The 14,320-nt window shown below is 65.3% G+C and carries 9 protein-coding genes and 3 rRNA genes; 1 reads left to right on the top strand and 11 read right to left on the bottom strand.

Going from position 1 to position 14,320, the window contains the following annotated elements:
* The first annotated feature begins 200 nt into the window (after positions 1-200).
* Positions 201-1,382: a DUF5667 domain-containing protein gene (locus tag ACSHXC_RS16925; protein WP_438292393.1), complete on the top strand. Its 1,182-nt coding sequence runs from the start codon at positions 201-203 to the stop codon at positions 1,380-1,382.
* Between the two features lie 67 nt (positions 1,383-1,449).
* On the opposite strand, the gene ACSHXC_RS16930 is transcribed toward ACSHXC_RS16925, so the two are convergent.
* The 11 genes from ACSHXC_RS16930 to ACSHXC_RS16980 form a co-directional block, all read right to left on the bottom strand.
* Positions 1,450-2,505 (bottom strand): lysophospholipid acyltransferase family protein, encoded by a 1,056-nt coding sequence (locus ACSHXC_RS16930; RefSeq protein WP_438292394.1) that lies wholly within the window; start codon positions 2,503-2,505, stop codon positions 1,450-1,452.
* 14 nt (positions 2,506-2,519) lie between these two features.
* Positions 2,520-3,602, bottom strand: coding sequence for an NAD-dependent epimerase/dehydratase family protein (locus ACSHXC_RS16935; protein ID WP_438292395.1), 1,083 nt, complete (start codon positions 3,600-3,602; stop codon positions 2,520-2,522).
* Between the two features lie 181 nt (positions 3,603-3,783).
* Positions 3,784-3,882 (bottom strand): 30S ribosomal protein bS22, encoded by a 99-nt coding sequence (locus ACSHXC_RS16940; RefSeq protein WP_003948845.1) that lies wholly within the window; start codon positions 3,880-3,882, stop codon positions 3,784-3,786.
* 120 nt (positions 3,883-4,002) lie between these two features.
* Positions 4,003-4,212, bottom strand: a complete 210-nt coding sequence (locus ACSHXC_RS16945; protein WP_159047648.1) for a helix-turn-helix domain-containing protein — start codon at positions 4,210-4,212, stop codon at positions 4,003-4,005.
* Between the two features lie 128 nt (positions 4,213-4,340).
* Positions 4,341-5,156 carry a phosphatase gene (locus ACSHXC_RS16950; protein ID WP_438292396.1) on the bottom strand — a complete coding sequence of 272 codons (816 nt, stop codon included), beginning with the start codon at positions 5,154-5,156 and terminating at the stop codon, positions 4,341-4,343.
* A gap of 403 nt (positions 5,157-5,559) precedes the next feature.
* Positions 5,560-6,735 (bottom strand): acetoin utilization protein AcuC, encoded by a 1,176-nt coding sequence (locus ACSHXC_RS16955; protein WP_438292397.1) that lies wholly within the window; start codon positions 6,733-6,735, stop codon positions 5,560-5,562.
* Positions 6,704-7,903 carry an MFS transporter gene (locus ACSHXC_RS16960; protein WP_438292398.1) on the bottom strand — a complete coding sequence of 400 codons (1,200 nt, stop codon included), beginning with the start codon at positions 7,901-7,903 and terminating at the stop codon, positions 6,704-6,706. Before ACSHXC_RS16960 ends, ACSHXC_RS16955 begins: the two co-directional genes overlap by 32 nt.
* Positions 7,904-7,946: 43 nt before the next feature.
* Positions 7,947-8,591, bottom strand: coding sequence for an HAD family hydrolase (locus ACSHXC_RS16965; protein WP_438292399.1), 645 nt, complete (start codon positions 8,589-8,591; stop codon positions 7,947-7,949).
* Positions 8,592-8,665: 74 nt separating this feature from the next.
* Positions 8,666-8,782 (bottom strand): 5S ribosomal RNA (gene rrf, locus ACSHXC_RS16970).
* Between the two features lie 92 nt (positions 8,783-8,874).
* Positions 8,875-11,997, bottom strand: a 23S ribosomal RNA gene (locus ACSHXC_RS16975).
* Positions 11,998-12,280: 283 nt separating this feature from the next.
* Positions 12,281-13,806: ribosomal RNA gene (locus tag ACSHXC_RS16980) — 16S ribosomal RNA — on the bottom strand.
* Together the 16S, 23S and 5S rRNA genes form the textbook arrangement of a ribosomal RNA operon.
* Positions 13,807-14,320: the final 514 nt, after the last annotated feature.

Genomic DNA, 14,320 nt, shown 5'->3' on the forward strand with positions numbered 1-14,320 from the left:
CGTGAGCACCTGATGACGCTGTGGTCCGATCATCCTTCGTCCGTAACCCAAGTGCCGCGTCCGTCGTTGTGCGGGATGAAGGCTCCCTGTGGTCACGCCATGTCCACAGCCGCTCACTCGATCGTGTGGATGTGCTCAAGGCGTGCAACCTTCCAGGCCCCTTGGGGAGTCGACCGTGATGACGAGAGGAGGTGCCGCCAGTGATCGCGAACGTATCGGCGCACCGGCGGGCGAACGCCTTCGCCCAGGCCCTGGAAGAAGCCTCGGCGGCCGACCAGGAGACACCCGAGACCGGTCCGGCCGATCAGGCCGAGACCGGCAGGCTGTTGACCCTGGCGGGTGGGCTCGGCGAACTGCCGAAACCGGAGATGGAGCCGCAGGTCAAGGTCGAGCAGCGGGCGCTGCTCATGGCCGAGATGGAGCGGATGTTCGCCGGCGGCGGTGCCGCCGACCCTCAGGTGCCCGAGCAGCGGACCGGCCGCGGCGCCCACCGGGCGACGTCGCTCCGGAAATTGCGACCCCGCTCCCGCTGGTCCAAGGGCATTGCGGCGGGCGGACTCAGCATCGGTGTGGCCGCGGGAGCGTTCAGCGGCGTGGCCGCTGCCAGCTCCGACGCCCTTCCCGGTGATTCCCTGTACGGGCTGAAACGCGGCATGGAGGACCTCAAGCTCAACATGGCCGACGACGACGCCAGCCGGGGCGAGCTCTACCTCGACCAGGCCTCGACCCGGCTCTCCGAGGCGAGACGCCTGATGGAGCGGGGCCGCGCGGGTGACCTCGACCACGAGCAGCTCGGCGAGGTCCGGCGCGCCCTCAGCGGTATGGAGCACGACGCCTCCGAGGGCCATCGCCTGCTGCACCAGGCCTATGCGAAGGACGGTTCCATCGGCCCCATGGCCGCCCTGAACTCCTTCGCCCAGGCCCACCGCGACAGCTGGACCAAGCTCCGCGGCAAGCTGCCCGCCCAGCTGACCGACGTCGGCAACAAGGTGAGCTCGGTCTTCGCCGCCATAGACCAGGAGGTCGGGCCGCTGCAGTCGCTGCTGCCCAAGACGTCTTCCACCACCCGCGGCCGGCAGAGCTCCTCGCACCCGGGCAGCACCTCGGGCACCGCCCGCCCGGCCACGCCGTCCTCGGCCCCCGGATCCGGTCACAGCGCCCCCGCCACCGGCGGAAAGCCGCAGCCCTCCGGCTCGCCCTCCAGCGAGGGCCTGCTCGGCGGCAACACCGGCGGCCTGTTCGAGCCGGGCACGGGCGGCGGCATCGTCCCCGCCCCGTCCGGCAAGTCCTCCAACAAGCCCCCGGTGCCGGACGTCACCCTGCCCCCGCTCCTGCCGGGCCTGCTGCCGGGCCTGGGCATCGACACGGACAAGGCGGAGTAGAGGTCGCGTACAGACGCGTGGGAGGGGCCGGGAAAACCCCTCCCACGCGTACGAGCCTCAAAAGGGCTCAGAAGAACACGGACCGCCGCTGTACGAGCAGCTTGTACAGCGTGTGCTGGATCTGCTCCCGCACCTGGTCGGTGAGGTTGAACATCAGCATCGGGTCCTCCGCCGCCTCCGGCGGATACCCGTCGGTCGGGATCGGCTCGCCGAACTGGATCGTCCACTTCGTCGGCAGCGGCACCAGGCCCGCAGGCCCCAGCCACGGGAACGTCGGCGTGATCGGGAAGTACGGGAAGCCGAGCAGCCGGGCCAGCGTCTTGGAGTTCCCGATCATCGGGTAGATCTCCTCGGCCCCCACGATCGAGCACGGCACGATGGGCGTGCCCGCCTTCAGCGCGGTCGACACGAAGCCGCCCCGCCCGAAGCGCTGCAGCTTGTACCGCTCGCCGAACGGCTTGCCGATGCCCTTGAACCCCTCCGGCATCACGCCGACGACCTCGCCCCGCTCAAGGAGCGCCTGGGCGTCCTCCGAGCAGGCCAGCGTGTGCCCGGCCTTGCGGGCCAGCTCGTTGACGACCGGCAGCACGAACACCAGGTCGGCCGCGAGCAGCCGCAGATGGCGCCCTGCCGGGTGGTGGTCGTGGACGGCGACCTGCATCATCAGCCCGTCCAGCGGCAGCGTCCCGGAGTGGTTGGCGACGACCAGCGCCCCGCCCTCGGCCGGGATGTTCTCGACGCCCTTCACCTCCACCCGGAAGTACTTGTCGTAGAACGGCCGCAGGATCGACATGAGGACCTGGTCGGTGAGCTCCTTGTCGTAGCCGAACTCGTCGACGTCGTACTCGCCGGTGATCCGCCGCCGCAGGAACGACAGGCCCCCGGCGATGCGCCGGTCCCAGCCGCCGCGCTGCTCCTGCCGGTCCGCCGCGCGGGCCCCGGAGGCCTGCTCGACGGCCTCCTGCGCCCCGGGCAGGGCACTGACCGGGGCGGTGGGGGTGCCGAGCGGCTGCGGCCCGGGCTCGGCCTTGCGGCGGCCCGGGACCGGGCGCCTGCGGCCGGTGCGCTGCGCGCTCTGGCGCGAGCGGTCGTCGTCGAACGGGATGACCTTGGCGTCCGCCATCGTTGGTGCGCTCCTCATTCCGCGTTCGAAGGGGTGGTGGCCCCGGCGAGGGCCCCGCCGGGGAAGGGCGCGAACGGCAGCCCGGCAACCCGGTCCACGGCCCTGGCCAGCGAGTCCGGGGGCAGCAGCCCGGGGCCCCTGCTGCGGGCGAAGTCCGCGAAGGTCTCGGCGGTCGTGTACTTGGGTTCGTAGCCCAGTGTCTCGCGCATCTGGACCGTGCTGACCACCCGGCCATGCGTGAGCAAACGAATCTGCTCCGGCGAGAAATCGGTGATCCCGACCGTCCTGAGCGCGGTGCCGACCCAGCGGACCGCCGGGAGCAGCACCGGCACCGTGGGCCGCCCGAGCCGTCGCGAACACTGCGAGAGCAGCAGCACGCCCTCCCCCGCGATGTTGAAGGTCCCGCTGTTGAGCGTCCCTCGGCGCGGGTCGCCCGCCGCGATCCGCAGCACGTCGATCACGTCGTCCTCGTGGACGAACTGGAGCCGCGGGTCGTAGCCGAGCACCGTCGGCAGGACCGGCAGCGAGAAGTACTCGGCGAGCGGCGAGTCGGCGAGCGGCCCCAGGATGTTCGCGAAGCGGAGCACGCACACCGCCACGTCGGGCCGGCGCCGAGCGAAGCCGCGCACATACCCCTCGACTTCGACGGCGTCCTTCGCGAAGCCCCCGCTGGGCAGCGACTTCGGCGGCGTGGTCTCGGTGAACACCGCGGGATCGCGCGGCGCGGACCCGTACACGCTCGTGCTCGACTTCACGACGAGCCGCTTGACCGTCGGCGACTTCTGACAGGCGCCGAGCAGCTGCATGGTGCCGATGACATTGGTTTCCTTGACCGTGGTGCGCCCGCCGCCCGAGCTCAGCGGCGTCCCGGTCACATCCATGTGCACGACGGTGTCCACCTCGTGCTCGGCGAGCACCTTCGCTATCGCCGGCTGGCGGATGTCCGCCTGTACGAAATCGGCACCACCCAGACGGTGCCCCGGCCGGACCGCATCGACCCCGATCACCCGGTCGACCTCGGGATCCCGCTGGATCCGCCGCACAAGACGGCCGCCCAGCTGCCGGGCCACTCCGGTGACGAGCACGACCTTCCCCAAGATCAGCGCCTTCCTTCGGCCTTCGGTACGTCCCTAACGCCCTGAGCGCCACCGTAGCGGCTGGATGTTGCGCGGCGATGACCACGTGCGCGCGCATGGCCGAGAAATTGCGTCCGTGTACGCCACAGCCCTCCCACCGACAATGCGGCGGGAGGGCTGCGATCTCACGAACAGCGTTCGCTTACTTCTTGTTGCGACGCTGAACGCGCGTGCGCTTGAGCAGCTTGCGGTGCTTCTTCTTGGCCATCCGCTTGCGCCGCTTCTTGATAACAGAGCCCACGACTACCCTCGCTCACTTCTTCTCACTCGGTGCGGGGCGTCTGGGCCCACACGACCTACGTCGGCCTAGCCTACCTGCCGCCGAGTGAGGGACGTAATCCGAGGGGAGCGCGGAGCCCCCTCAGGCCGTCTCCACCCCCACAAAGGACTCGCGGAGGTACTCCTGAACTGCCTGTTCCGGAACCCGGAAGGACCTGCCCACCCGGATCGCGGGCAGATGACCGCTGTGCACCAAGCGGTACACGGTCATCTTTGACACTCGCATCACCGAGGCGACTTCCGCCACGGTAAGGAACACGACCTCGTTGAGAGGCCTCTGGTCTGCAGCCATGACCCACCTGTACCTTCCGCACCCAACGCGCACCGGCTTCCCCTCCGGTGACTCAACGTCGCTGTGCGCTCACTCCCCAGACTAGGGGCGGGTGGTGCGAGTGGGGAAGAGGAGCTGCCATCGGCCGCCTACTGTGACAGACACGCTCGATTGAGTACATAGCGAGTAAGCGGCCGGTAGTAATCAGACCGCACAGCGTCATCAAGCGGAACGGCCACGGCCACCCGCCCCTCGGCCTCGCCGACGAACAGCGCGGGGTCGTCCGTATCGGCGAGCCCGACGGCCTCAATGCCCAGCTGACCTGCCCCGCAGACCCATCCGTGATCTCCGATCACGAGATCGGGAACCTGTCCGGAACCCCCCGCCGAGGCCCCCAGGGCGACCCGAACCGGGAGCGGCGAATGGGTGTGCGCGCCGGTCTCGCTCCCGGCTCCCCGCGCGCCGGGTTCCCGCACCAACGCGACTCCTCGTACGTAGTCAAGGTTGTACGTACGTACCCCGAACCGGGTCGTTATGTCGACAGAGCTACCCTGCGCGGGGGTGAGAACAGGGCACCCCGCCGCCGACAAAGCGTCCGCCAGGGCGGCGTAGAACCCGAGCAGCCGGTGCGGATGCCCGGTCCCGAGCAGCACCGCGCCGCGCCGCGAGGCCACCTCTCCGATCCGCACCGCGAAGGCGTCGAGCCCCGCCAACGTCCGCTCGGGATCAATGACATCGGGCCCGCTCACATGGCCCGGGTCGTCACTCACCCCGCACTTGTCCGCCATCAGCCGCAGCAAGTCCCGCTCGCCCCACCCCCATTCGGGGTCGAGTCCGAGCGTGACCCGGGGATCGCGCGCCGCGAACAGCCGATAGCTGCGCAGACTCTCCTCCCGCGAGGTGGCCACAGGCCCGGCCAGCCTGGCCGCCAGAAGATGCGCCCGCAGCGCGCCGATGCTCAACACCCGTCGATGCTCCCGCAGGGGGGTAGGACGCGGGTCACATTCGAAGCAGAGCCCCACAGTTGGCGTAACGCGGCCGGGCGGGAGCGGGGGTCTCTCCCCCACCCCGCCCCTTCCCGAGACCCTCCGGGGGAGTCGGTTCACCTGCGGCCCGTGCGTGGCTGGTCGCGCAGTTCCTCGCGCCCCTGGCAGTGTTGGTGCTGGCTGGGTTGCCGTTGGCGTGCTGCCCACGCAGGCATACCCAGCCTGTCATGGGGGTCCCCCCTGGCCCTTAAGGCCTTGGGGGAGTTTGAGGACGAGCGTCCTTTAGGCGCGAACGGGGGTCTGGGGCGGAGCCCCAGGAACCCGGCTTCCCCCTTCCAACCCCCGGAGGGTCTAGGGAAGGGGCGGGGTGGGGAGAGAACCCCTACGCCAACAACCCCCGCAACGGGAACACCGCCCGCCGAGTCGCCAGGACCGCCTGATCGAGCCGATCCGCAGGGTCGTACCCCGCATCCCAGGACCGCCACGACACGGTCCGCCCGTCAGTCATCCGCCCCGGCCCCAACTCCCGCGTACGCGCGAACACTTCATCCCGCCAGGACGCCGGAACCACCGACTCGGGATCGACCGGCGCATGCCCCGCGATCCCCACCAGATGCGTCCAGGACCGCGGCACCACATCCACCACCGCATAACCCCCGCCGCCGAGCGCGACCCACTTCGCCCCCTCGACGTACTCATGCGCCAGCGAGTGGCAGGCGGCCTGCACCGCCCGCTGCGCATCGAGCGAAACGGCCAGATGAGCCAGCGGATCCTCGAAGTGCGTATCGGCCCCATGCTGAGTGACAAGGACCTGTGGCCGGAAATCGGCGATCAGCTCGGGCACCACCGCGTGGAACGCCCGCAGCCACCCCTCGTCGCCGGTCCCCGCCGGCAGCGCGACATTGACCGCGGACCCCTCACCGGCCCCGTCCGCCCCGGTCTCCTCCGGCCACCCGGTCCCGGGGAACAGCAGCCGGGGATGCTCGTGCAGCGAGATCGTCAGGACCCGCGGGTCCTCCCAGAACGCCGCCTGCACCCCGTCCCCGTGGTGCACGTCCACATCCACGTAGGCGACCCGCTCGGCGCCGAGCTCCAGCAGCCGCGCGATGGCCAGCGCCGCATCGTTGTAGATGCAGAACCCGGCCGCCCCGCCCGGCATCGCATGGTGCAGCCCGCCCGCGAAGTTGACCGCGTGCGCGGCCTCCCCCGCCCAGACCGCCTCGGCCGCGGCGACGGACTGCCCGGCGATCAGCGCGGAGGCCTCGTGCATCCCGGCGAAGGCGGGATCGTCCATCGTCCCGAGCCCGTACGCGGTGTCGGCCGCACCCGGGTCCGCCGACGCGGCCCGCACGGCGTCCACGTAGTCCTGCCGGTGCACGAGCCGCAGCGTGGAGTCCCCGGCCGACGGCGCGGCAACCACGTCCACCTGCTTGTCGAGCCCGTACGCCCGCACCAGACCCATGGTCAGCGCGAGCCGTACCGGGTCCATCGGATGGCTCGACCCGAAGTCGTAGCGCGTGACAGCTTCATCCCACATCAACAGTGCGCGGCCGCTCATGCCCGCCACCGTATCGGGCGGCCTCGGAGCCGAACGAGCGGGCGTACACCAGCGTCAGCAGCACCAGAACCATCGGCACGAGCATCGCCCCGCGGTAACTCCAGGCGTCCCCCAGCGCCCCCACGAGCGGCGAGCCGACAAGGAAACCCACGTAGTTGAAGATGTTGAGCCGGGCGACCGCCGCGTCGCTGGCGTCCGGAAACAGCCGTCCGGCCGCGGCGAACGTCTGCGGCACGATCACGCACAGCCCGAAGCCGAGCAGCGTAAATCCGGCCATCCCCGCCCAGGCCCCGGGCGCGGCCGCCACCACGCCGAACCCGGCCGCGGCCAGCACCGTCCCGAACCGCACCATGGCCACCGCCCCGAACCGCCGCACCCCGAAGTCCCCGGCAGCCCGCCCGAGCAGCGTGGTGACCATGTAGACGTTGTACGGAACGGTCGACAGCTGCTCGGAGCTGCCCAGCGTGTCCTGGAGGTACTTGGCACTCCAGTTGGAGACCGTCGAGTCCCCGATGTACGCGAAGCTCATCACGAGGCACAGCGGCAGCAGCAGCCGGAAGACGACGGGTTTGGCCCCCTCGGCCCGCTCCACCGCGGCACCGGCCGGCTCCCCGTCCACGTACCACCGGCTCGCGACCAGACACACCGGCAGCAGCACGGCCACGACCGGCAGATACGACACGAGCAGCGACAGGTGCCAGTGCGCCCCCACCCAGGCGAGCGAGGCACCCCCGATCCCCCCGAGGCTGTACGAGGCGTGGAACCCGAGCATGATGCTGCGCCCGTACGTCCGCTGAAGGCTGACCCCCAGCATGTTCATGGACGCGTCGAGCGCCCCCACCGAAAGCCCGAACGCGCCGAGCGACAGCGCGGCCTGCCACATCCGGTCACCCGCGCCGGCCCCGAGCAGCGCCAGAAGCACGGCGGGCTGGGCGAACCGCAGCACCACGCTGGGCCGGATCCGCTTGATCAACTGCTCGGTGCAGACGCTGCCGGCCCCCGCGAGGATCGGCACGGCCGCGAGGAAGACGGGCAGCAGTCCGTCGGATATCCCGTACCGGTCCTGGATCGCGGGTATGCGGGTCACCAGGAGGGCAAAAGCCATGCCCTGCGCGAAGAAACTCACCGCCAGGGACGCCCTGCCGTGCCGCAGGCGTGCGTCTGTCATGGCGGCACAGCCTAGGGCCGTTACTTACTCCTGGGTAGAGAGATCACCCGAGCAATCCGAGCAGCTGCCCCATGTCGTCGAAGTACCCGTTGGCCCCCTCAAGCCGCTCGGCGGGCGTCATCGCCGTGAACCCGTACACATCCATCCCCGCGGCCCGCGCGGCCTGGACCCCGAGCCGGCTGTCCTCGACGACGACACACCGCTCGGGCGCCACGCCCATCCGCTCGGCCGCGTGCAGGAACAGGTCCGGCGCCGGCTTGCCCCGCCCGACGTCCTCCGAGGAAAACACCCACTCGTCCTCGAACCACTCGTCGAGCCCGGTCCTGCGGTGCCCCACCCGAATCCGCTCATGCGTCCCGGACGACGCCACGCAATACGCCACCCCGTCCGCCACAAGCTTCCCGAGTACGTCCGTGACCCCCGCGACGGGCTGCAATTCCCGCTCGAAAGCGGCGAAAATCCGAGCGTGCAGCGTCTCGTCGAAGTCGGCCGGCAACACCTGCCCGGTCCGCTCCTGGATCACATCGTGTACGCGATGGACGGCGGCCCCCATGTAGTCACGGAGGGATTCCTCGTACGAGGTGGGATGGCCGAGCTCGGTGAGATACCCGGACAGGATCGTGTTCGAGATCGGCTCGCTGTCGACGAGCACGCCGTCGTTGTCGAAGATGATGAGGTCGTAGCGCATGACTCGACCTTAAACGCAGAAAAGCCCCGCACCGTGACTCTGAAGAGTCTGGTGCGGGGCTTTCCCCAAAATTTGTTCGGCGGCGTCCTACTCTCCCACAGGGTCCCCCCTGCAGTACCATCGGCGCTGAAAGGCTTAGCTTCCGGGTTCGGAATGTAACCGGGCGTTTCCCTAACGCTATGACCACCGAAACACTATGAAGTTGAACACCGGAACCCACCGAAACCAGGGGTTCTCACGGCTGTTCATTGCTTCAGAACAAACACAGTGGACGCGAGCAACTGAGGACAAGCCCTCGGCCTATTAGTACCAGTCAGCTCCACCCGTTACCGGGCTTCCACATCTGGCCTATCAACCCAGTCGTCTACTGGGAGCCTTACCCCATCAAGTGGGTGGGAACACTCATCTCGAAGCAGGCTTCCCGCTTAGATGCTTTCAGCGGTTATCCTTTCCGAACGTAGCCAACCAGCCATGCCCTTGGCAGGACAACTGGCACACCAGAGGTTCGTCCGTCCCGGTCCTCTCGTACTAGGGACAGCCCTTCTCAATATTCCTGCGCGCGCAGCGGATAGGGACCGAACTGTCTCACGACGTTCTAAACCCAGCTCGCGTACCGCTTTAATGGGCGAACAGCCCAACCCTTGGGACCGACTCCAGCCCCAGGATGCGACGAGCCGACATCGAGGTGCCAAACCATCCCGTCGATATGGACTCTTGGGGAAGATCAGCCTGTTATCCCCGGGGTACCTTTTATCCGTTGAGCGACGGCGCTTCCACAAGCCACCGCCGGATCACTAGTCCCGACTTTCGTCCCTGCTCGACCCGTCGGTCTCACAGTCAAGCTCCCTTGTGCACTTACACTCAACACCTGATTGCCAACCAGGCTGAGGGAACCTTTGGGCGCCTCCGTTACTCTTTAGGAGGCAACCGCCCCAGTTAAACTACCCATCAGACACTGTCCCTGATCCGGATCACGGACCGAGGTTAGACATCCAGCACGACCAGAGTGGTATTTCAACGACGACTCCACCATGACTGGCGTCACGGCTTCACAGTCTCCCACCTATCCTACACAAGCCGAACCGAACACCAATATCAAACTGTAGTAAAGGTCCCGGGGTCTTTCCGTCCTGCTGCGCGAAACGAGCATCTTTACTCGTAGTGCAATTTCACCGGGCCTATGGTTGAGACAGTCGAGAAGTCGTTACGCCATTCGTGCAGGTCGGAACTTACCCGACAAGGAATTTCGCTACCTTAGGATGGTTATAGTTACCACCGCCGTTTACTGGCGCTTAAGTTCTCAGCTTCGCCACACCGAAATGTGACTAACCGGTCCCCTTAACGTTCCAGCACCGGGCAGGCGTCAGTCCGTATACATCGCCTTACGGCTTCGCACGGACCTGTGTTTTTAGTAAACAGTCGCTTCTCGCTGGTCTCTGCGGCCACCCCCAGCTCAGAGTGCAAGACTCATCACCAGTTGTGGCCCCCCTTCTCCCGAAGTTACGGGGGCATTTTGCCGAGTTCCTTAACCATAGTTCACCCGAACGCCTCGGTATTCTCTACCTGACCACCTGAGTCGGTTTAGGGTACGGGCCGCCATGAAACTCGCTAGAGGCTTTTCTCGACAGCATAGGATCATCCACTTCACCACAATCGGCTCGGCATCAGGTCTCAGCCTCAACGTGCGACGGATTTGCCTACCGCACGGCCTACACCCTTACCCCGGGACAACCACCGCCCGGGCTGGACTACCTTCCTGCGTCACCCCATCGCTTACCTACTACAAGTCTGGGTCACCGGCTCCACCACTTTCCATTCCCCGAAGGGTCCGGAACGGCTTCACGGGCTTAGCATCGCCTGATTCGATACTGGGCGTTTCAAAGCGGGTACCGGAATATCAACCGGTTGTCCATCGACTACGCCTGTCGGCCTCGCCTTAGGTCCCGACTTACCCTGGGCAGATCAGCTTGACCCAGGAACCCTTAGTCAATCGGCGCACACGTTTCTCACGTGTGTATCGCTACTCATGCCTGCATTCTCACTCGTGAACCGTCCACCACTAGCTTCCGCTGCAGCTTCACCCGGCACACGACGCTCCCCTACCCAACCCAACAGGCGTTGGCCCTATTGCTGGATTGACACGACTTCGGCGGTACGCTTGAGCCCCGCTACATTGTCGGCGCGGAATCACTTGACCAGTGAGCTATTACGCACTCTTTCAAGGGTGGCTGCTTCTAAGCCAACCTCCTGGTTGTCTCTGCGACTCCACATCCTTTCCCACTTAGCGTACGCTTAGGGGCCTTAGTCGATGCTCTGGGCTGTTTCCCTCTCGACCATGGAGCTTATCCCCCACAGTCTCACTGCCGCGCTCTCACTTACCGGCATTCGGAGTTTGGCTAAGGTCAGTAACCCGGTAGGGCCCATCGCCTATCCAGTGCTCTACCTCCGGCAAGAAACACACGACGCTGCACCTAAATGCATTTCGGGGAGAACCAGCTATCACGGAGTTTGATTGGCCTTTCACCCCTAACCACAGGTCATCCCCCAGGTTTTCAACCCTGGTGGGTTCGGTCCTCCACGACCTCTTACAGCCGCTTCAACCTGCCCATGGCTAGATCACTCCGCTTCGGGTCTAGAGCGTGCAACTCAAACGCCCTGTTCGGACTCGCTTTCGCTACGGCTTCCCCACACGGGTTAACCTCGCTACACACCGCTAACTCGCAGGCTCATTCTTCAAAAGGCACGCAGTCACGACGTTGAGTACAAGTACTCAACGCGACGCTCCCACGGCTTGTAGGCACACGGTTTCAGGTACTATTTCACTCCGCTCCCGCGGTACTTTTCACCATTCCCTCACGGTACTATCCGCTATCGGTCACCAGGGAATATTTAGGCTTAGCGGGTGGTCCCGCCAGATTCACACGGGATTTCTCGGGCCCCGTGCTACTTGGGTGTCTCTCAAACGAGCCGTTGATGTTTCAGCTACGGGGGTCTTACCCTCTACGCCGGACCTTTCGCATGTCCTTCGCCTACACCAACGGTTTCTGACTCGCCTCACAGCCGGCAGACTGTGAAAGAGAGATCCCACAACCCCGCATGCGCAACCCCTGCCGGGTATCACACGCATACGGTTTGGCCTCATCCGGTTTCGCTCGCCACTACTCCCGGAATCACGGTTGTTTTCTCTTCCTGAGGGTACTGAGATGTTTCACTTCCCCTCGTTCCCTCCACATACCCTATGTGTTCAGGTACGGGTGACAGCCCATGACGACTGCCGGGTTTCCCCATTCGGAAACCCCCGGATCAAAGCCTGGTTGACGGCTCCCCGGGGACTATCGTGGCCTCCCACGTCCTTCATCGGTTCCTGGTGCCAAGGCATCCACCGTGCGCCCTTAAAAACTTGGCCACAGATGCTCGCGTCCACTGTGCAGTTCTCAAACAACGACCAGCCACCCATCACCCCCACCTTGCAGTGGAGTGCACTGGGGCCGGCAACCGAAGACACAACCTTCACGGCCGCACCTTCAGACACCCAACAGCGTGCCCGGCCCAGCCAGCCGATGTATTTCGCGTTCCACGCCGAAGCAGTACTTGCAAAACCACCGAACCAACTGTGCCGAATAGTCAACGTTCCACCCATGAGCTGACCGTGCAGGACATCTGCCTGCAGACGGTGCTGTGCTCCTTAGAAAGGAGGTGATCCAGCCGCACCTTCCGGTACGGCTACCTTGTTACGACTTCGTCCCAATCGCCAGTCCCACCTTCGACAGCTCCCTCCCACAAGGGGTTGGGCCACCGGCTTCGGGTGTTACCGACTTTCGTGACGTGACGGGCGGTGTGTACAAGGCCCGGGAACGTATTCACCGCAGCAATGCTGATCTGCGATTACTAGCAACTCCGACTTCATGGGGTCGAGTTGCAGACCCCAATCCGAACTGAGACCGGCTTTTTGAGATTCGCTCCGCCTCACGGCATCGCAGCTCTTTGTACCGGCCATTGTAGCACGTGTGCAGCCCAAGACATAAGGGGCATGATGACTTGACGTCGTCCCCACCTTCCTCCGAGTTGACCCCGGCAGTCTCCTGTGAGTCCCCATCACCCCGAAGGGCATGCTGGCAACACAGAACAAGGGTTGCGCTCGTTGCGGGACTTAACCCAACATCTCACGACACGAGCTGACGACAGCCATGCACCACCTGTATACCGACCACAAGGGGGACACCATCTCTGATGTTTTCCGGTATATGTCAAGCCTTGGTAAGGTTCTTCGCGTTGCGTCGAATTAAGCCACATGCTCCGCTGCTTGTGCGGGCCCCCGTCAATTCCTTTGAGTTTTAGCCTTGCGGCCGTACTCCCCAGGCGGGGAACTTAATGCGTTAGCTGCGGCACCGACGACGTGGAATGTCGCCAACACCTAGTTCCCAACGTTTACGGCGTGGACTACCAGGGTATCTAATCCTGTTCGCTCCCCACGCTTTCGCTCCTCAGCGTCAGTAATGGCCCAGAGATCCGCCTTCGCCACCGGTGTTCCTCCTGATATCTGCGCATTTCACCGCTACACCAGGAATTCCGATCTCCCCTACCACACTCTAGCCAGCCCGTATCGAATGCAGACCCGGGGTTAAGCCCCGGGCTTTCACATCCGACGCGACTGGCCGCCTACGAGCTCTTTACGCCCAATAATTCCGGACAACGCTTGCGCCCTACGTATTACCGCGGCTGCTGGCACGTAGTTAGCCGGCGCTTCTTCTGCAGGTACCGTCACTTGCGCTTCTTCCCTGCTGAAAGAGGTTTACAACCCGAAGGCCGTCATCCCTCACGCGGCGTCGCTGCATCAGGCTTTCGCCCATTGTGCAATATTCCCCACTGCTGCCTCCCGTAGGAGTCTGGGCCGTGTCTCAGTCCCAGTGTGGCCGGTCGCCCTCTCAGGCCGGCTACCCGTCGTCGCCTTGGTAGGCCATCACCCCACCAACAAGCTGATAGGCCGCGGGCTCATCCTTCACCGCCGGAGCTTTCAACCCCCCACCATGCGGTGGAAGGTGTTATCCGGTATTAGACCCCGTTTCCAGGGCTTGTCCCAGAGTGAAGGGCAGATTGCCCACGTGTTACTCACCCGTTCGCCACTAATCCACCCCGAAGGGCTTCATCGTTCGACTTGCATGTGTTAAGCACGCCGCCAGCGTTCGTCCTGAGCCAGGATCAAACTCTCCATGAATGTTTACCCGTCATCGGGTGCACACATCACGTAAGAGCGGGACGGAACCACCGGAATAAGGCGGCCCGTCCACAGCGTCCTCGCTGTGTTTGTCGCCACCCACACCCCAAAAGGGGGCGGGTGGACTTTTCAAAGGAACCTCGATCCGCCGGAGCGGATACGGGGTTGTCAATCTGGCGTTGACTTTTGGCACGCTGTTGAGTTCTCAAGGAACGGACGCTTCCTTCGTACTCACCCTCTCGGGCTTTCCTCCGGGCGCTTCCCTTCGGCATTTCGTGTTCCCGACTCTATCAGACTCTTTCGTGTCCGATTTCCTCGGCGCCTTTCCGGTTCCCCCTCTCGGGTTTCCCTTTCCGGCGGTTCCGACTCTATCAGATCCTTTCGGCCCTGATTTCCGGTCTCCCGGAGCCAAGTCGGCTTGTCTTCCCGGCTGTTGGGCCGTTCCGACGAGTGAGACATTAGCGGAATCCTGACCTCCGACGCCAATCGGAGTGCGTTCTCGAACGCGGATTCC

It is taken from the genome of Streptomyces sp. HUAS TT7 (genome assembly GCF_051550175.1).
Taxonomy (GTDB): domain Bacteria; phylum Actinomycetota; class Actinomycetes; order Streptomycetales; family Streptomycetaceae; genus Streptomyces.